19 protein-coding genes are annotated in these 15,745 nt (G+C 65.1%); 7 read left to right on the forward strand and 12 right to left on the reverse strand.

What is annotated here, in order from left to right; translation table 11 throughout:
• Positions 1–78: 78 nt before the first annotated feature.
• Positions 79–459, reverse strand: coding sequence for a hypothetical protein (locus K359_RS0110705; RefSeq protein WP_029079339.1), 381 nt, complete (start codon positions 457–459; stop codon positions 79–81).
• Positions 460–794: 335 nt separating this feature from the next.
• On the opposite strand from K359_RS0110705, the gene K359_RS0110710 reads away from it, so the two are divergent.
• Both K359_RS0110710 and K359_RS51660 read left to right on the forward strand, forming a co-directional pair.
• Positions 795–2,204 (forward strand): aldehyde dehydrogenase family protein, encoded by a 1,410-nt coding sequence (locus tag K359_RS0110710; RefSeq protein ID WP_029079340.1) that lies wholly within the window; start codon positions 795–797, stop codon positions 2,202–2,204.
• Between the two features lie 108 nt (positions 2,205–2,312).
• Positions 2,313–2,852 carry a DUF2478 domain-containing protein gene (locus K359_RS51660; RefSeq protein ID WP_245284572.1) on the forward strand — a complete coding sequence of 180 codons (540 nt, stop codon included), beginning with the start codon at positions 2,313–2,315 and terminating at the stop codon, positions 2,850–2,852.
• A gap of 152 nt (positions 2,853–3,004) precedes the next feature.
• Here the strand turns inward: K359_RS51660 and K359_RS0110720 are convergent, their stop codons facing one another.
• The 8 genes from K359_RS0110720 to K359_RS0110755 all read right to left on the reverse strand — a co-directional run bounded on the left by K359_RS0110720 (position 3,005) and on the right by K359_RS0110755 (position 9,766).
• Entirely contained in the window at positions 3,005–3,211 is a 207-nt protein-coding gene (locus K359_RS0110720; protein ID WP_029079341.1) for a hypothetical protein, read from the reverse strand.
• 90 nt (positions 3,212–3,301) lie between these two features.
• Positions 3,302–4,297: a hypothetical protein gene (locus K359_RS0110725; RefSeq protein ID WP_029079342.1), complete on the reverse strand. Its 996-nt coding sequence runs from the start codon at positions 4,295–4,297 to the stop codon at positions 3,302–3,304.
• The gene (locus K359_RS0110730; RefSeq protein ID WP_029079343.1) at positions 4,294–5,415 is read right to left on the reverse strand and encodes a hypothetical protein; all 1,122 of its coding nucleotides are present in this window, start codon (positions 5,413–5,415) and stop codon (positions 4,294–4,296) included. The genes K359_RS0110725 and K359_RS0110730 overlap by 4 nt, the downstream gene beginning before the upstream one ends.
• Positions 5,412–6,611: a hypothetical protein gene (locus K359_RS0110735; protein WP_029079344.1), complete on the reverse strand. Its 1,200-nt coding sequence runs from the start codon at positions 6,609–6,611 to the stop codon at positions 5,412–5,414. The genes K359_RS0110730 and K359_RS0110735 overlap by 4 nt, the downstream gene beginning before the upstream one ends.
• A complete protein-coding gene (locus tag K359_RS0110740; RefSeq protein ID WP_029079345.1) occupies positions 6,608–7,483 on the reverse strand; it encodes a ThiF family adenylyltransferase in 876 nt (291 codons plus the stop codon). Before K359_RS0110740 ends, K359_RS0110735 begins: the two co-directional genes overlap by 4 nt.
• Positions 7,480–8,535, reverse strand: coding sequence for a hypothetical protein (locus K359_RS0110745; protein WP_198031133.1), 1,056 nt, complete (start codon positions 8,533–8,535; stop codon positions 7,480–7,482). The genes K359_RS0110740 and K359_RS0110745 overlap by 4 nt, the downstream gene beginning before the upstream one ends.
• 182 nt (positions 8,536–8,717) lie before the next feature.
• A complete protein-coding gene (locus K359_RS0110750; RefSeq protein WP_029079347.1) occupies positions 8,718–8,993 on the reverse strand; it encodes a YiaA/YiaB family inner membrane protein in 276 nt (91 codons plus the stop codon).
• 77 nt (positions 8,994–9,070) lie between these two features.
• The gene (locus tag K359_RS0110755; RefSeq protein WP_029079348.1) at positions 9,071–9,766 is read right to left on the reverse strand and encodes a PspA/IM30 family protein; all 696 of its coding nucleotides are present in this window, start codon (positions 9,764–9,766) and stop codon (positions 9,071–9,073) included.
• A 112-nt stretch (positions 9,767–9,878) separates the two neighbouring features.
• Between K359_RS0110755 and K359_RS0110760 the strand changes: the two genes are divergently transcribed.
• The 4 genes from K359_RS0110760 to K359_RS0110780 all read left to right on the forward strand — a co-directional run bounded on the left by K359_RS0110760 (position 9,879) and on the right by K359_RS0110780 (position 12,888).
• Positions 9,879–10,487, forward strand: coding sequence for a TetR/AcrR family transcriptional regulator (locus K359_RS0110760; protein ID WP_029079349.1), 609 nt, complete (start codon positions 9,879–9,881; stop codon positions 10,485–10,487).
• A gap of 301 nt (positions 10,488–10,788) precedes the next feature.
• The gene (locus K359_RS0110765) at positions 10,789–10,998 is read left to right on the forward strand and encodes a cold-shock protein (RefSeq protein WP_029079350.1); all 210 of its coding nucleotides are present in this window, start codon (positions 10,789–10,791) and stop codon (positions 10,996–10,998) included.
• A gap of 236 nt (positions 10,999–11,234) precedes the next feature.
• Positions 11,235–12,353: an acyl-CoA desaturase gene (locus tag K359_RS51665; protein WP_156928448.1), complete on the forward strand. Its 1,119-nt coding sequence runs from the start codon at positions 11,235–11,237 to the stop codon at positions 12,351–12,353.
• 298 nt (positions 12,354–12,651) lie between these two features.
• Positions 12,652–12,888, forward strand: a complete 237-nt coding sequence (locus tag K359_RS0110780; RefSeq protein WP_029079351.1) for a hypothetical protein — start codon at positions 12,652–12,654, stop codon at positions 12,886–12,888.
• A 25-nt stretch (positions 12,889–12,913) separates the two neighbouring features.
• Here K359_RS0110780 and K359_RS0110785 read toward each other — a convergent pair whose 3' ends face one another.
• On the reverse strand, positions 12,914–13,285 hold the full coding sequence (locus tag K359_RS0110785; RefSeq protein ID WP_029079352.1) for a cupin domain-containing protein: 372 nt from the start codon (positions 13,283–13,285) through the stop codon (positions 12,914–12,916).
• A 210-nt stretch (positions 13,286–13,495) separates the two neighbouring features.
• Here K359_RS0110785 and K359_RS0110790 point away from each other — a divergent pair, with 210 nt between their 5' ends.
• Positions 13,496–13,894: a hypothetical protein gene (locus K359_RS0110790; protein WP_245284573.1), complete on the forward strand. Its 399-nt coding sequence runs from the start codon at positions 13,496–13,498 to the stop codon at positions 13,892–13,894.
• Between the two features lie 148 nt (positions 13,895–14,042).
• On the opposite strand, the gene K359_RS0110795 is transcribed toward K359_RS0110790, so the two are convergent.
• Together K359_RS0110795 and K359_RS0110800 are read right to left on the reverse strand one after the other, a co-directional pair.
• On the reverse strand, positions 14,043–14,867 hold the full coding sequence (locus K359_RS0110795; RefSeq protein ID WP_029079354.1) for a molybdenum storage protein subunit alpha: 825 nt from the start codon (positions 14,865–14,867) through the stop codon (positions 14,043–14,045).
• A 13-nt stretch (positions 14,868–14,880) separates the two neighbouring features.
• The gene (locus K359_RS0110800) at positions 14,881–15,693 is read right to left on the reverse strand and encodes a uridine kinase (RefSeq protein ID WP_029079355.1); all 813 of its coding nucleotides are present in this window, start codon (positions 15,691–15,693) and stop codon (positions 14,881–14,883) included.
• Positions 15,694–15,745: the final 52 nt, after the last annotated feature.

Consider the following 15,745-nt stretch of genomic DNA (forward strand, 5'->3'; position numbering starts at 1 on the left):
GCGTAACCCACCAACCCTCCGCGTAACGAAAGAAGACGGTGGGTTACGGCTTCGCCTAACCCACCCTACGCACCTTGCTCAATTCGCCCGCACGCGCACCGGCGTGGCGGGCTGCGCCACCAGCGCCTCGCCGAGCTCGCTTTGCTGCGCGCGCGGGATCGAGAAGCAGACACTGAAGCCGTCCGATGTCTTCAGCGTCACCATGCCCTGGCTCGCATCGGTCGACTGCTCGATCACCCATGAATCCAACGGATAGGCGTAACGCAAGGTCTGGTCGCCGAAGCGGGTCTGCAGCGCCTTGCTGATCAGCCCGGGCAGCGTCATGACCAGCGCGCCGACCTGGTTGATCGACAGGCGGATGGTTGCGGGGTCGCCCTTGCCGTCCACGAATCCTAGCGAAATAGCGCAGCCGTCGGGCGCGACTTCGCAGGTGGTGAGCTCCTGGGTTTCGATCTGCATACCGGCACTCCGGATCATCGTTATATTCTGTTCAATATATCGCTGGTACGGCCAGCGTCCAGCCCCAATGTATCCTGCGGCCCATCCGGCGCAGTCGCGCGCGGCGTTAGAATAGATTGAAGCTGGCGGCTGCCCCGTTGACGCTGGGCCGGCAACCGCGAATAAATCACCGCAAAGATCAGGCTGATTTTTTCTTCGTCATTTCCAGAGAATTGACTCGGTCCGGCAGTGAGGGGCGGGCCGTGGATGGCCGTGGCTTCCTTCCTGCGACCGTGATATATACACGGATATAGCGAGGCCTATAAGGGCCCGTTTGACCAGGGAGAGCAAAGCCTATGAGTGATTACAAGCTTCTCATCGACGGCAAGATGGTACCCGGCGACCAGACCATGCCGGTGCTCAATCCGGCGACCGAAGAGGTGGTGGCGCAGTGCCCGCGCGCCTCCAAGGACCAGCTCGACAAGGCCGTCGCCGCCGCGAAGGCCGCCTACCCCGCCTGGGCCGCGACCCCGATGGAAGAGCGCCGCAAGCTCATCATCAAGATGGCCGAGGCGATCGAGGCCAACACCAACGAGCTCGCCCACATCCTGACCAGCGAGCAGGGCAAGCCGCTCGCCGACGCCACCGGCGAGGTCATGGGCATGGCCGGCTTCTTCCGCTATCTCGGCTCGCTCGATCTGCCGATGCGCGTGGTCGAGAATTCCGGCGACCGCAAAGTCGAGGCCTACCGTCGCCCGCTCGGCGTGGTCGGCGCGATCATTCCCTGGAACTATCCGCTGCTGATCCTGGCATTCAAGCTGCCCTCGGCGCTGCTCGCCGGCAACACGCTGGTGGTGAAGCCTGCGCCGACCACGCCGCTGGCCTCACTGCGCTTTGCCGAGCTGGTCAAGGACATCCTGCCGAAGGGTGTGCTGAACTTCATCGCCGACGCCAACGATCTCGGCGATCACATGACCAAGCACCCTGACATCCGCAAGATCTCCTTCACCGGCTCGACCGCGACCGGCCAGAAGGTGATGGCGAGCGCATCGCAGACCTTGAAGCGGATCACGCTCGAGCTCGGCGGCAACGATGCCGGCATCGTGCTCGACGACGTCGATCCGAAGAAGGTCGCGCCCGGCATCTTCGAGGGCGCGTTCCAGAACTCCGGCCAGGTCTGCCTCGCCATCAAGCGGCTCTACGTCCACGAGTCGGTCTATGACGAAATCTGCAACGAGCTGGTCGCGATCGCCAAGAACACCGTGGTCGATGACGGCTCCAAGCAGGGCACCAAGCTGGGTCCGCTGCAGAACAAGATGCAGTACGAGAAGGTGAAGGCGTTCCTCGACGATGCCCGCAAGAACGGCAACGTGATCGCCGGCGGCGCCGCGATGGACCGTCCCGGCTATTTCATCGAGCCGACCATTGTGCGCGACATCAAGGAAGGCTCCAAGCTGGTCGACGAGGAGCAGTTCGGCCCGGTGCTGCCGGTCATCAAGTACTCCGACAAGGACGACGTGATCCGGCGCGCCAACGCCACCACCTACGGCCTCGGCGCGTCGGTGTGGTCGTCGGACATCAAGCGCGCGCATGAGATCGCGACCCAGATCGAGGCCGGCACGGTGTGGATCAACAAGCACCTCGACATGGCCCCGAACATTCCGTTCGGCGGCGCCAAGCAGTCGGGCATCGGCACCGAATTCGCCGAGGAAGGCCTCGCCGAATTCACCCAGCTGCAGATCATCAACGGTCCGCCGGCCGCCTGATCCGACAACACGCGGCCGCGACGCCCTGGCGCCGCGGCCGCCTTCCCCGTCCACAACGAACAGAGCCCATCATGTTCGACGCCCAATGCGATCTTGCTGCCCTGGTCTATGACGAAGCACGACGATCCCGATGCCATCCTGCGCGACTTCGCCTGTCATCTGAAGGCGCAGGGCGCGCGCGTGGTCGGCATGGTGCAATCAGGCCAATGCGCGGATTCCAGCCTGTCGGCCGTGCTGGTCCATAGCGGCGAGACGCTGCTGCTGGCGCAGCCGCCGAGCCCAAGTACCACGAGCCCTGGTGCCAGCGGCTGCAAGCTCGATCTGTCGCGGCTGCAGGATGCCGGCCTCCGCGTCGCCGACGCGCTTTCGGCCGGCGCCGATCTCGTCATCATCAACCGCTTCGGCAAGCGGGAACGTGACGGCAAGGGCCTCGGCTTCCTGATCGAGCGCGCGCTCGACGCCGACATTCCCGTCGTGATCGCGGTGTCACATCAGAGCTTTGCCGACTGGGTCAGTTCCGCCGGCGGGATGAGCGTGAAGCTCGCCTGCGACCGCCACGCGCTCGACGCCTGGTGGCGCACCGCGTCGCTGCGGACCGCAGCCCGGGTCGCGCCGGATCACATCACGGTGTGCGAAGCGTTCAAGTAACTTCGGGTGGGTGAACCGTAGGCGTAACCCAATCTCCGCACTGTCACCGTCATCCCCGCGCAAAGGCTTCGCCTTTGCGCGGGGATGACGGGACAAACGGAATCGGAGGATGGGCTAGCTAACCCACCCTACGGTCTTCAGATGACGTGCACTCACAGCGTCTCCTGCTTGTGGCCGCACTCCTTGCAGGCGAACTTGACGCGGGACTGGCCCTTTTCCGCCTGCACCCGGTTCGGCGCGCCGCATTTGCCGCAAACGGCCTCGATCCGGGTCGTGCCCTGCTTGATGACGAGGTTCCGCTTTTCCATGGTCTCGCGGATCAGGCGCTCGGCCTCCTCGCGCAGCGATTGCTTCGACATCATACCCACCGGTCATTGGTTAGCGGGCGGCGTCATAGCACGACCCGATGAAGCTTTGACAGCGGGTATCGCAGCTAATTTTCGGCAATGCTAGACGATGAGACGGTCGACCGGCAGGCGGAAATGCCGAGGTTTCAGCGGTTTCGGCGGCCGACCGACGCGGAACACATTGACGAGGCGCAGATCTCCGCCAAACTTGCCGAGTTTTCGCAGCCGGTCGTTGAAGTCGGGATGGTCTGATAGCGCCGAGATCGGGCACGCCGCGAACCCGGCGCGATCGATCTCCAGCCAGATCCGATAGAAATGCCGTCCCGTCGTGAGTGGATCCTCACCGACGGGGCGGCAGAACAGCACGATCGCCGAGGCCGAGGCGGTCTTGGCGCTGTCGGCGAGCAGCGATGCGGCGATGCCAAGACGATCGAGCGGCCTGAACAGGCCGCCAAGCACGAAGCGGGCCGCGCTGGCCTCGACCGCATTCATGGCGAGCGCATCGCGGTTGAGACCGTCCAGCAGATAATGCGGATGGCTCGGCGACAGCCGCATCCATGCGAGCAGTTCCTGCCGGTAATCGTCGCCCCGAACAAAGGAGAACTCGGCCTGGTCGGCCCAATCAGCGATTTCGCCAATCGCCTGGCGATCCCCAATGCAGAACACGTCGTCCCGCGCGGCGGCAAGCTGTGCTAGCGCCGCCGCATCATCAGGCGACGCCACGAACTTGCCGCGCCACGACATGCGGCGCGCCACATGGCCGGCCAGCGGATCGGGCGCAACGCCCTGCCTGACCGCAAAGCTGCAGAGCGCGGTAAATTGCGGCGACAGCGGCTGCTCGATCGTCGTCATACCGGTGATGGCAAGGCCGCGGCGGTTGAGCGCGAGGCTCATGCCTTCGAGCGCCGCGCCGTGCGAGACCAGCACGTCGTGCCCCGCGGGGTCCGCGACCGGCGCGCGTACGCCGACGTCGTCGACCAGCGCCAGCCGCCCGTCCGCGAGCAGCCGCCAGCGTGTCGGCTGGATGTTGTGGACGCTCGGCGCCAGTCGCGCCTCCGCGACCAGCTCGCGCAACAGATCCGGCGTCAGCTCGCTCATGCCGCCGCCAGCCGTTTGGAGAACAGATGCAGCCGGTGCAGCGGCTGGGCGCCGACCTTCTCGACCTGGCGCAGCGACGGACCGTTGATATCGGCGATCCAGGTGCCGCCGAGCGTGCGGTAGCCGGCCTCCTGCAACGCCAGCGCCGTGCGATAGAGCATCGCGCCGTTGAGGCCGCGATTGTGCAGGTCGCGGCAGACCGACTGATAGATCAGCACGGCGCGCGTGTTCATGATGCGGTGCTGCACGAACCTGAACAGCGCTGATAGCCCGATCCGGCCGCCGATCGCCTTGATCAACGGATTGAGGTCGGGGATCGCGATGATCGCGCCGGCGGGCCGGCCGCGGTGATAGACCACGGTCGAAATCCGCTTGTCGATGATCCACATCATGTCGCCGGCCTGGAACAGATATTCGGCCGCGGTCGGCGGCACGAACATCGGGTTGTCAGCAAAGCCGTCATTGAGGATGAGGCGGGCATCCTCCAGCCGCACCTTGAAGGCGGAACGCCTGATCGGCTGCCAGACGAAGTCCTTGTCGGCCAGCACCGCGCGCTGCTTGTCGCCGAGCAATTGCTCCGGCTTGCCGCCGTCGAGCGCGATCTCGAACGTCGTCATCGGGAAGGTGGCGGCATAGCCGGCGCGTTCGAGGTGGCGCGCGATATGCGGCGGCGACCACATCATGTCGGTGAACGGCGCATGGTCGAACCCGTCGGTCATCACCCCGATCTGCTGCATCGCCGTGAGATTGAAATTGCCGGCGATGCGGCTCATGCCGCGCGCGGACAGCCATTGCTCGGCGGCGCGCAGCAGCGCATCGGCCACCTCGGGCTCGTCGATGCAGTCGAAGAAGCCGAATGCGCCGTGGCGGGTGCCGTGCTTGCGGTTGGAGGCGTCGTGGATCGAGGCGGCGATGCGGCCGACCGGCCGTCCGTCGCGATGCGCGGAGAACAGCGCGTAGCGGCCGTGGCCCTCGGTAACGAACGGGTTCTTCGCGGCATCGAACATCCGCTCGAAATCGCTCCACAGCGGCGGCACGTAGAGACTGTCGGGCCCATAGGCATTGAGCGCGGCGTCGAATGCCGCTTTGCGGTCGCCCTCGCTGATCTCGAGCGTCATTTGGCCTCCGGGGTCAGCGCCAATAGCCGCCGCACCAGCGCCAGCGCCGTTTCGGTGGCGGGATCGGCCGCGGTCACGGGTACGGCGAGCACGATCAGATCGAGCGGATCATGCGCGAGCACGATGACATGGGAGGCGCTGTTGGCCGTCATCAGCGAGACCATGCGTTCGGCCGCAGGATCAACCGCCGCCAGCCCCCACGGCGCCTCGGACCGGCGCAGCACGCGCCTCGCCGACAGGAAATCGCGGAGCAGCGGCGGATCGTAAGACGCCAGCTCGTTCTCGCGAAAGCGCCGCGCGCTTTCGAAGATCGGATGCCGCGCGAGCTCGGCGATCAACTGCTCCCTTGTCTGTGCCGGCGACGCCGCCACCGAGTTGAGCACGCCGGGCTCCTGCGATTCGAACAGCGCGCGCAGCGCGTCCGTCATCAGCCCGATGGTCAGCACGCCGGCAATCGCAACCGCGACGAACCGGACGATCTGCGCGGCGTCGACGTCGGGCGCCATGAAGGCGGCGGCGAGCCCCAGAAGGCCGGAAGAGATCAGCCGCAGTGCCATCATCGCAAGTCCGTGGCGGCGGGTCTCGGCGCCGCCGCCGGCGATCAACATCACGGTCACGGTGAGCAGCGCACCGAGCGCGCCGAGCCGGACCGGAATGTCCGGGAATAGCGTGCGGAAGTCGGTCAGGATGAACGGGATCACCACCAGCGCGCCGACCGCCATGCGGCCGATGCTGCGGTTTTCCGAGGCCATCAGCGAGGAGCGGTCGCGCGTCGCCAGCAGCAGCGCGCAGGTGGCGAAAGCAAGCAGCTGAAACAGCGCCAGCGTGATCGCGTAAGGCATCGCGAAGCGTTGCAGCCCGAACAGGCCGCCGAGGCCGAGCAGGATGCCGCCGCCGAGCGCTGCGATCTTGACTGCGCGCGGCGCGTGGCGCCGCAAGATGCCTTCGGTGACGATCAGGGCGCCGAGCGGGATCAGTGCGGCCGGGATCACCGAGAGGCGGTCGAGCAGGCGGCTTCCGGTCCACCACGCAAGGCCGCGGTCGAGGAACAGGATCGCGATCACGCCGAGCGCGAGCAGCAGGCGGCGGGTCAGCGGGCTCTTCGGATCGCGCCGGTAGAACGTCATCATCGCCACCGCAAGGCCGATGGCGCCGCAGAGATTGACGATGGAATCGGCAATCGCCCCCGAGGTCATGTGCTGCCCGTCAATTGCTCGATCGCCCGGCGCACCAGCGGGCGCATCAGGGCGGCGACCAGCGCATTGCGCGGCCGCTCGATCGCAGGCCGATGCGGATTGAGGAACCAGCCGCGGCAATCGGTGCCGGAGGTGCGGCCCAGGATCAGCGCGACCGCCTCATAGGCCATCAGCATGCCGGTCGAGATCACCATCGGCGCGAACGACATCCGGCTGCGGCGGCCGGCCGCGACTTCGCCGGCAATGGCGAGATCGACATAATTGCGCGACGAGGAGTGCAGCATCACGTGCTCGATCTCGGCACGCATCGCGGCGCGGCGGTCGTCCTCGGTGATATCAGTCCAGTCCTTGCCCGTAGTCGGAAAGCCGAGGCGCTCCTCGGGCCTCGGATCGTGCGGGCGCACCACGATCACCGACGGCAGCGGCGACATATAGGCGTCGATCACGGTCGCATCAGCGGCTTTCGCCGTCCGGTACAAATGCACGCCGGCCGCAATGTCGTCCATGCCGTTGACGATGACCGGGCAACGCGCGGCGATCCCGGCGAGCTCATCGGTCCAGTTCTCGCCGAGCACCTCGATCTCGATGGTCGGGTTGATGCGTTTGGCTGCCTCGGCGGCGACCTCCGCCTTCTCGCGGCCGACCTCGTCGGCGAAGGCGAACACCTGGCGGTTGAGGTTGGAGACCTCGAAGCGGTCGATGTCGGCGATCACGAACTTGCCGACACCGGCGCGCGCCAGCGCCATGAAGGCTGCGCCGCCCATGCCGCCGACGCCGCAGACGAACACCCGCGCCTGGCGCAGCAGTTGCTGCTCGTGCTCGTCGATGAAGCCGATGTTGCGGCCGGTGAAGGAGTAATAGTCGAAATTCATCGCGTCCCCCCGCTCTCGTGCCTGCGCGGCCGCAGCGTGCCGAAGGCGCGGCTGTCGTCCAGCCAGTAGACCACCGGCAACACCAGCCGCTGCAGCGCCAGCATCCCGGACGCCGCGAGCAGCGCCGGCAGCGAGCCCGACGGCACTTCGCTCATCAGGTAACGGCGCGCGCCGGCAAGATCGACGCGGCCGAGCTGCAGCACGTCGTCGCCGCGGCCGTAATCCAGCTCGCGCGCGCAAAATTCGTTGTAGACGGCATCGCGATGTTTCGCTGCGATCTCGAAGGTCTTCTTCAGCGCGTCCGAGCCGCCGGTATAGGCATTGGTGATGACCGAGCGCGCCTCGTCGAAGCCGGCCTCCTCGCCGACGCCGAACACCGCGCGATGCCGTGCCATGATGCCGCGCGCGAGCTGCAAATGCGCAAAACTCTGCCGCGCGCCCGGCTGCGGCGACGGGAACACGTCCGAGAACGTGTCGCTCACCATGCCGACCACCGCCGGCACCTGGGTGACGTTCGAAATCCACTTCGGCCGCAGCCCGTCGCGGGCGAACAGCACCAGCGCGGTCAGGCCGTAAAGCACCCAGGACAGCCCCTGCCCGCGCACATCGGGATCGACCATGACGAGGCCGAGATGGGTGACTTCAGCGGGCTCACCGTCGAGCGGCACGTCCATCACCGACAGCGCGTTGAAGGCGATCGGCCGCCCGGTGTCCTCCTCGGAGATCAGGGTGACGACGGCGCGCGACAGCCGCTCCGGCTCGCCGGAAAAGATGCCGTAGGTCAGGCTCTCCTCGGGAAGCGTCTTGGCGGCAACGATGCGCAGCTGCGCGACCAGCGCGTCGAGCTCGGCCGTCGGCAGCGACACGCCGGGCGATTCGACGATGCGGGTGCGCTGGCCGGCCTGGGTGCGCAAGGTGAGATCGATGGTCGGCTGCGACAGCGCCTTCAGCCAAAAGCCGGCATGGCTGCGCAGGCCGTCAAAGGCCGCGCGCGCCTTCGCAAAGCCCCTGCCGCCGCGCGAGGCCGGGGTCGGATCATCCGTGGACGCCATTTCTCTGTCCCTCGGGCGCGATCTCTGCACTCAGGCCTGTTAAAGAGCCATGAGCGCAACCTGCCGCTGTTGGCCGCAGGGTAAACAAGCCGTTCCGGAAACGGAACAAGTTGCCCCCAACGACGAAAGCGGCGGGTGCAAAACACCCGCCGCTTCGTCTTGGCTCCGGCTCAGGCCGCCTCTCATGCCGCCTTGGAGACTTCCATCAGCAGGCGCTCGGCCTTGGCATCCTCGATGCGGTTGACGAACTTGCCGCTCTCGTAATTGTCGCGCACCGTCTTGGTCATCGTCACGCAGGTCTGGATCAGCATCACGATGCCCATCGTCAGATAGCCCTTCATCCAGAGATCGATCGGCAGGAAGAACACGCCGATGCCGACGAGGAAGGCGGAGGCTGCGAAGGACGCGTAGGTGAAGGTGACCCAGGCGCCGCTGTGGGGTTGGATGGTCTGGTTCATGGTCGTCTCCTTGATGATATCCGGTTTGAAGTTGGCTTGGTTTCAGGTTTCAGGCTTCAGGCTTCAGGCTTGAGGTTTCAGGTTTGGGGCGGACGCTTGGCTTTCAGCCGCGCCAGCACGTCGTCGGCGGTCGATTTCATGCGCGGGCCAAAGCCCTGCTCGGCGAGCCTCTCGGCGACGACAAGCGGCCCCGAGGCGGTATCGATTTCGAACAGCGCGTCGTCGGCCGCCTGGATCTCGATCTGCCGCTCGCGCAGCCGCTTCAGCGTCGCCTCCGCTTCCGGCAGCGTCGATTCGTAGGGACGCGCCGCCTCGATGCCGCTCCGGCGCAGCGAGCGCACCGCCTCCGAGGCGCGGGCGAGGCGCCGGCCGCGATCAAGCTCGGCGATCCGCGCCTCGGCGTTGCCGACGTGACGCTTCAGCCGTGTGATCTCGGTGGCGAACAGGGTGCGCGCGGTCATCGCGGCATCGCGTTCGGCTTCGAGGTTGGCGATCGCCTGCGCGGCTTCGCGGGCGAGGTCTTCCCGGCCGCCCTCGAGCGCCGCTGACGCGCGCACCTCGAGATCGGCGATCCGGGCGTTGGTGGCGTCAAGCCGCCGGCCCTCCTGCTGGTCGCCGGCGATCGCCAGTGCCAAGGTCCGCTTCGAGCGGTCGACGGCGGCGGCCGCATCGCGCATCTGCTGGTCGAGGATGACCAGCGCGGTCCGGTCTTGCAGTTCCTCTTCGGCGACCGCCACGCTGCCGCGGAAAAGAGTCAAAACAGTTTTGAACATTTGGTCACTCCCTGTTATGAGCATCGCTCATGAATCTCTTGTACCACATGCTGAGCATTGCTCAAGTATTATTTGAGCGACGCTCAAGAATATGGTTAACGGCGGGTAAAACATGTCCAAAGCATTGGAACGACGTGCGAAACTGCGGGAAGCGCTGATCGAGGCGGCGGAACGGGCGATTGCGACAAAGGGTCTCGGCGGCCTGAAAACGCGCGAACTGGCCCAGGAAATCGGTGTCGCCAACGGCGGCGTCTACAATCTGGTCGAGGATGTCGACGAGCTGATCCTGCGCGTCGGCTCGCGCACGCTGGCCCGGCTCGACGCCTCGCTGTCGCTGGCCGAGATCGGCGGGGCGGCGGCGCCGCGTGAGATGCTGGTGCGCATCGCGGTGGCCTATTGCGACTTCGCCGCCGACAATCTCGAACTGTGGCGCGCGCTGTTCGAGCACCGCATGCAGCCCGGCAAGCCGGTGCCGGAATGGGCCATCACGGAACAGATGGAATTGTTCCGCCACATCTACAAGCCGCTCGCCGCACTGTTCCCGCAGCGCTCGCCGGCGCAGCTCGGCGTCACCGCGCGCAGCCTGTTCTCCGCCGTGCACGGCATGGTCGCGCTCGGGCTGGAGCACAAGCTGATCGCGGTGCCGATCAACGCACTGCGCAGCGAGATCGGCACCCTGACACGCGCGATGGTCGACGGGCTGACGGCGAAGAAGGAGTAGCGCACGCGCACGCGCGATGTCCCCGCTGTACGGTCAAGCGGACGACTTGCCGCAGGGAGACGTGGATTTCAGCTGTTGCCCCAGGGGCAAGGCGGACGTAGCGATTGAGGTCAGGAAGGGGGAAGCCACTTGCGGAATGATCGAATAGTAGCCATGTACCGTCATTCGAGTTTCGGCCGAACGACTTGGCCTCGCCGCTGGTAGCGCGCCTGACTGACGACCCTCCCCCCAAAACTTCGAATAAGCCTGCTGCGCTCTCGAGTGCGGTTCCAAACACGCATCTATTGAAGGACGATCTCCCATGAATACGGGAACTGTGAAGTGGTTTAACAGCCAAAAGGGTTTCGGCTTCATTCAGCCGGACCAGGGAGGCCAGGATGTCTTCGTTCATATCAGCGCCGTTGAACGCGCCGGCATGAGCACCCTCAACGAGGGACAGAAGGTTTCCTTTGAAGTCGTTGCAGACCGCCGGACCGGCAAATCTGCTGCGGACAATCTGCGCGCCGCGTAAGCTGCCGCCGCAATCGGCGCCATGCTGCTTTGACCACGGATGTACTGGCAGAGCCTCTGGTTTCGCGACCCCGCGACTGGTCACCCGGCCGCGGGCTTCTCTTTATCACACCGCGCGCAATGCCCGCCAAGACCGGGACTTGAGCCGTCCGCCTGCGGGGCGGCCCGCGCATTGAAGCAATCGAGGTCGCGAGCGTGTCCACCAATATCGATCCAGAGCCGCAACACGACGACATCATGTACCCGCAGGTGCTCCCGTTCCTGCTGGTCCACGCAGGATGTCTGGCGGCGATCTGGTCGGGCGTCTCATGGCAAGCGATTACAATCTGCGTGGTTCTCTATTGGCTGCGCATGTTTGCGATCACGGCGGGCTATCATCGGTACTTCTCGCATCGCGCTTACTCAACAAGCCGGGCCTTTCAATTCATCCTTGCCTTCCTTGCCCAGAGCAGCGCCCAGAAAAGCGTGCTTTGGTGGGCTGCGAAACATCGGCACCACCATCTCCATTCGGACACCGAGCAGGATGTGCATTCCCCTCTGCACACGGGCCTCGTGTACAGTCATCTCGGCTGGATTTTCTATCGACAGCACGACGCAACCGATCTGACGAAAATCTCGGATTTTGCCGCGTATCCAGAGTTGATGTGGCTGCACAGGTTCGAGCTTTTGCCGGCGGTCGTGGTCGCAGTCCTGTGCTTCCTCATTGGCGGATGGCCGGGGCTCGTGGTCGGTTTCCTCTGGAGCACCGTGCTGGTGTATCACGCCACGTTCTGCATCAACTCCCTCGCACATGTTCACGGACGCAAGCGGTATGTGACGGGCGACGACTCCCGCAACAATTGGCTGCTGGCCCTGATTACGATGGGTGAGGGTTGGCACAACAATCATCACGCCTACCAAAGCAGTGCGCGGCAAGGCTTCCGCTGGTGGGAGATTGACGTGACCTATTATGTTCTGGTGGCCTTGTCCTGGCTCGGTGTTGTCTGGGATCTGAAGGCGCCGCCCGCGCTGGTTCTCCGCAATGAGCAGCGCCTGGGATCACGCGTGATCAAGCGAACGGCCGAGCAGCTCGCGGGTCGCTTCAATCCCGAATACATCGCGCAGGCGATCAAATCGTCGGTCCATGAGACCGGAATGTCGGTGCGAGACGCGCTTTTCCTGTTGCAGCATCGTGCCGACCTGCATCTGCCCATCATGCCAACGCGTGACCAGTTGCTGGCTGAAGCCCAGGCCATGTTCGCAAAGACGCCATCGCTGGACGATATCGTCGACCGTGCCCATGAACTCCTGGTGGAATCGGTTTGTTTTCTTCTGGCCGTTCCGCCTCCGGTGGCTACCGTAAGCCCGAAACCTTGAGCGGACGGTAGCATTTTGCCTCGGGCATCCCCATATAGGGTAAATGACCAACTGGCAAAAGCCGAGCAAGCGAGAACCACCCAAAACCAAGGCTGAATTGCGCGAGATGCTGACCGAGGCTGTGCGCAACACGCCGAGCCCCGACCAGGCGTCGCAGCGGCGCCCGGCAAAAGCCAAAAAGATCGCGGCCGGGACGGCTGACGACTAAGCCTCGCCCGCCACCCGACCGGATCGCCCGGCCCGGGATACGACCGAATTCCATTGGCGACGAGCGCGAAGATTTTCGCGAAGGAGCAGCATGCGCAAATTTCCCAAGCCGACCGAACAAGAGATCAATGAGGGACCCCAGGCGGTGTCTTTTCAGATCGCGAACGGAAACGCGCGGCAGGCCTGCATCCTGCAAACCACATTCCCAACGAAGCTGCAGGCGCACAAGTATCTGCTCACGAATTGGCCGACCATCGAAAAGATGGCTCGCGATGCCCTTGCGGCGGGAACCATCGAAGGCGGCCAGATCAAGCTCATGATGAGCTGAACAGGCCACGGAAAACGCCTGAGCCTCACGGCTCCATCGTGTAGGCGCGCCCAGGTTCAAGCGCGTAGATCGTCAGAAAGCGCAGCGGGCGTTCCGGGTCGCAGTTGCGAAACAGCGTGTGCGGAAGGTCGGGGCGATCCTGCAAGGTCTCGCCTGCCCGATACTGTCGCGGCGCCTCGCTGCCATAGGCGGACTCGGCGACACCTTCGACGATGAAGATAATTCCCCCAACCGGATGCCGGTGCAGCGGCGCGACCCCGCCGGGCGGATAGGTCACCTCGGCAACGACGAGCTCGCGATCATCGCCGGGCAGAGCGAGACGCTCGAGGGTCTTGCGCGTCACCCCGGCAAACCCGGTCTGTTGCGCGTTTGTCTGACCGTCCTTGCCATCAGCCATTGGAATCCCTTTTCGCGTCACGTGAGCCATCCCCCCGATCAAGTCGCGGTCCGATGACCTTGAGGGCGCCTCACCACGGCAACAAGATGTCGGAGCGACGGTTCAGCACGTCGGCTCCCGGAGCAACACAGAATGGCCGAAGGCCTTGCCACCCTCGCTGCTACGTTGCAGGATTCTCGCACCGAAGAAACCTTCAGCAGTGGGCCTTGCATGGGAATGAGCATCGTGACGACGCGGTTGCCGGGGATCGCCGCCCTGGCGCTCAGCATTGCAGCATCAAGTGTCATGCCGGCGTTTGCGGCGCAGGCCGTATCCGAATGCTCGATGTCGGTCACATTGGCGGATTGGGGCGAGAACTCGACCGGCGATATCGACGTCGCGTCAGGCCAAAGCTGCCTGATCCCGATCGGGATCCGCGGCACGGTGACGGACTCCGCGATCTCGCAAAAGCCGACCTACGGCAAGTTGAAGAAGATCAACACATTGACCTTCGAATACAGGGCGAAGGCCAAGTACAAGGGCAGCGACACCTTCGCCATCAAGGCAACGGGTCAGGGCCCGAAGGCATCCGGCACCTCGGTCATCACGCTGCACGCGACGATCAAGTAATCGCCCGTCGCGCGCTGGACCAAAGCGTTTTCGAGCGAAGTGGTACCGGTTCGCGTGAAGAAAACGCGTCAAAAAAGAATCGAGAGCTCCGTTCCGATACAATCGGAACGGGGCTCGCTCGGCGCGCGACCGCTTCGCCCGAAACGCGTCAGGCCGGACGCGCGCCGGTGCGGATGATCGAGCCGACATGCTGGCCGCGCAGCGCTGCGGTGAGCCGGCCGGGAACGAGGCCGTTCACGACCTGCACGCGCTCGATATGCCGCGCGTTCTTCATCACCTCGAGCAGCGCAGGATCGAACGGCAGCGTGCCCTTCAGCTTGGCGAGATCGGCGACGCTGGTCTCGCGCAGCAGCTGCGCCTTCTTGCCGTCGGGACCGTTGGGATCGTCGGTGTACACGCCGTCGACATCCTCGACGATGGTGAGGCCGGCCGCGCCGAGCGCATCGGCGAGCAGGAATGCGCCGGTGTCGGCACGATGCAACGGGATGCGCGAGTCGGGGAATTCGTGATGGTGGTAGGGCGGAAAGCCGCTGCCCACCACCGCGCGGGCCGCGGAGAGATGGATCGCAAGCTGGCTCGCGATGGTCGGGTGCTCGATATAGGAGACGCCTTCCGGCGCGAGCAGGCAGGCCAGGATATGACCGTTCTGGCCGGCCTCGCTCGCCGCGAGCGGCGCGAGCGAGCCGACCGGCAGACCGAGGTCGAGGCCAACGCTGTAGAGGTGGCGGGCGCGGATGCCGGCGCCGGTCAGGATCAAGAGGCGGTGCTCTGATAACAGCGAGCGCAGCTCGTCGACGATCGGCAGGATCGCTTCATGGCCGCGATCCATGATGGAGCGGCCGCCGATCTTCACCACCTGCACCCAGGGCAGCAGGGCAATCGGGCGTCCGCCGGCGACGGGACGGGTGAGATCGCTGTCGAGCAGGGTCTGGCGCGCGAGCGGCGAGGCGACGTGCTTGATGGTGTCATCCATGGTCGTGTCTCTCTCAGCTCGCGGTGATGATGGTGCCGACATGCTCGCCCGCGAGCGCGCGGGTGAGATTGCCGGTGACAAGGCCATTGACGACCTGCACTTGGCGGACATGGCGCGCAGCGGCGAGCAGATCGAGCACCGGGAATTCGAGGATCGAATCCTGCAATCCCTTCGCCTTCATCTCGGCCACCGAGATTTTCGGAATGAAGGTGGCGCCCTTCGAGGTCTTGGGGTTCGCGGTATAGAGGCCGTTCTCGTCCTTCACATAGATCATCGCCTTGCAGCCGAACTGCTCGGCGACCAGGAAGCATCCGGCGTCGGTGCGGTAGGGCGGGATCATGCCTTCGGGTGCGGGGCGCATCCAGAGCCCGTAGGGCGGCATGCCGCTGAAGATCACCGCATTCACCTCGGCGAGATAGAGCGGCACGGCCGAGAGCCCGGCGCCGCTGACTGCGGAGATGCCGTGCTTGGCCAGCAACTGCCCCAGCATCACGGCGTTCTGATCGGCGACCGAGGCGCCGAGTTGCGACAGCACGCCGGCCGGCAGGCGAAGCCCGGCCGCGATCGAATAGAGATGCCGGGCGCGGGTGCCTGCCCCGGTCCCGATCAGGAGCTTGTTGGCCTTCCGGGCCGCGACGATCTCGTCGACCAGCGGATAGACGGCGGCGCGGCCGCGGTCGATGACGCTCTGGCCACCGATCTTGATCACGGTGGCATCCGGCAGGATCCGGAAGTCCGTTGCCGCTTCTGCCGCGGCCAAAAGCTGCGGATCGGTCAGCGACCGCTGCATCAGGAGCCCTTCAAGCTCCGACGTCGTGTTTGCCATGAGAAACGTTCCTTTTCCGATGCGCCTGGCATCGCTTCCGAATTGCACTGGT

The sequence above is a fragment of the Bradyrhizobium sp. th-b2 genome (assembly GCF_000426785.1).
In the GTDB taxonomy this organism is placed as follows: domain Bacteria; phylum Pseudomonadota; class Alphaproteobacteria; order Rhizobiales; family Xanthobacteraceae; genus Bradyrhizobium; species Bradyrhizobium septentrionale.

What these genes read in the sequence shown, in the direction of transcription:
- K359_RS0110705 (WP_029079339.1), bottom strand. Translation starts at nt 459, where the DNA reads ATGCAGATCGAAACCCAGGAGCTCACCACCTGCGAAGTCGCGCCCGAC.
- K359_RS0110710 (WP_029079340.1), top strand. Translation starts at nt 795, where the DNA reads ATGAGTGATTACAAGCTTCTCATCGACGGCAAGATGGTACCCGGCGAC.
- K359_RS51660 (WP_245284572.1), top strand. Translation starts at nt 2,313, where the DNA reads ATGACGAAGCACGACGATCCCGATGCCATCCTGCGCGACTTCGCCTGT.
- K359_RS0110720 (WP_029079341.1), bottom strand. Translation starts at nt 3,211, where the DNA reads ATGTCGAAGCAATCGCTGCGCGAGGAGGCCGAGCGCCTGATCCGCGAG.
- K359_RS0110725 (WP_029079342.1), bottom strand. Translation starts at nt 4,297, where the DNA reads ATGAGCGAGCTGACGCCGGATCTGTTGCGCGAGCTGGTCGCGGAGGCG.
- K359_RS0110730 (WP_029079343.1), bottom strand. Translation starts at nt 5,415, where the DNA reads ATGACGCTCGAGATCAGCGAGGGCGACCGCAAAGCGGCATTCGACGCC.
- K359_RS0110735 (WP_029079344.1), bottom strand. Translation starts at nt 6,611, where the DNA reads ATGACCTCGGGGGCGATTGCCGATTCCATCGTCAATCTCTGCGGCGCC.
- K359_RS0110740 (WP_029079345.1), bottom strand. Translation starts at nt 7,483, where the DNA reads ATGAATTTCGACTATTACTCCTTCACCGGCCGCAACATCGGCTTCATC.
- K359_RS0110745 (WP_198031133.1), bottom strand. Translation starts at nt 8,535, where the DNA reads ATGGCGTCCACGGATGATCCGACCCCGGCCTCGCGCGGCGGCAGGGGC.
- K359_RS0110750 (WP_029079347.1), bottom strand. Translation starts at nt 8,993, where the DNA reads ATGAACCAGACCATCCAACCCCACAGCGGCGCCTGGGTCACCTTCACC.
- K359_RS0110755 (WP_029079348.1), bottom strand. Translation starts at nt 9,766, where the DNA reads ATGTTCAAAACTGTTTTGACTCTTTTCCGCGGCAGCGTGGCGGTCGCC.
- K359_RS0110760 (WP_029079349.1), top strand. Translation starts at nt 9,879, where the DNA reads ATGTCCAAAGCATTGGAACGACGTGCGAAACTGCGGGAAGCGCTGATC.
- K359_RS0110765 (WP_029079350.1), top strand. Translation starts at nt 10,789, where the DNA reads ATGAATACGGGAACTGTGAAGTGGTTTAACAGCCAAAAGGGTTTCGGC.
- K359_RS51665 (WP_156928448.1), top strand. Translation starts at nt 11,235, where the DNA reads ATGTACCCGCAGGTGCTCCCGTTCCTGCTGGTCCACGCAGGATGTCTG.
- K359_RS0110780 (WP_029079351.1), top strand. Translation starts at nt 12,652, where the DNA reads ATGCGCAAATTTCCCAAGCCGACCGAACAAGAGATCAATGAGGGACCC.
- K359_RS0110785 (WP_029079352.1), bottom strand. Translation starts at nt 13,285, where the DNA reads ATGGCTGATGGCAAGGACGGTCAGACAAACGCGCAACAGACCGGGTTT.
- K359_RS0110790 (WP_245284573.1), top strand. Translation starts at nt 13,496, where the DNA reads ATGGGAATGAGCATCGTGACGACGCGGTTGCCGGGGATCGCCGCCCTG.
- K359_RS0110795 (WP_029079354.1), bottom strand. Translation starts at nt 14,867, where the DNA reads ATGGATGACACCATCAAGCACGTCGCCTCGCCGCTCGCGCGCCAGACC.
- K359_RS0110800 (WP_029079355.1), bottom strand. Translation starts at nt 15,693, where the DNA reads ATGGCAAACACGACGTCGGAGCTTGAAGGGCTCCTGATGCAGCGGTCG.